This is a genomic window from Lamprobacter sp. (assembly GCF_034860625.1).
In the GTDB taxonomy this organism is placed as follows: domain Bacteria; phylum Pseudomonadota; class Gammaproteobacteria; order Chromatiales; family Chromatiaceae; genus Lamprobacter.
In genome coordinates this window covers 1-473 of record NZ_JAYESN010000756.1, presented here as the reverse complement: position 1 = coordinate 473, position 473 = coordinate 1, and the positions used below count along the sequence as shown (strand labels likewise).

Annotated in this window: 1 protein-coding gene; it reads left to right on the top strand. The window is 63.0% G+C overall.

Annotated features, from left to right (window positions below; genetic code table 11):
- Positions 1-473 (top strand): ATP-binding protein (locus tag VBE63_RS31160; RefSeq protein ID WP_323686802.1); only part of this gene is annotated, 473 nt, incomplete at both ends.

Genomic DNA, 473 nt, shown 5'->3' with positions numbered 1-473 from the left:
TTCTCCAAGATCGAGGCCGGCAAGCTCGACATCGAAGTACGCGACTTCCGGCTCGAGGATGTGATGGACAACCTCGCCAATCTGGTCGGCCTCAAGGCCGAGGAGAAGGGCTTGGAGTTGCTGTTCGAGCTGCCGCCGGATCTGCCCACCGCGTTGGTCGGCGATGCGCTGCGCCTGGGTCAGGTGCTGATCAATCTCAGCAACAATGCGGTCAAGTTTACCGAGCCGGGCGGCGAGATCCTGATCCGCGTTGCTGTGGACAAGGAAGAAGCGTCCCATGTCTGGCTACACTTTAGCGTCCGCGACACCGGCATCGGCATGACTCCGGAGCAGCAGCAACGGCTGTTCCAGTCCTTTACCCAGGCCGACAGCTCGACCACCCGCAAGTACGGCGGCAGTGGCCTGGGGCTGGCGATCAGCAAACGGCTCACGGCGATGATGGGCGGCGAGATCTGGGTCGAGAGCAGCCCCGG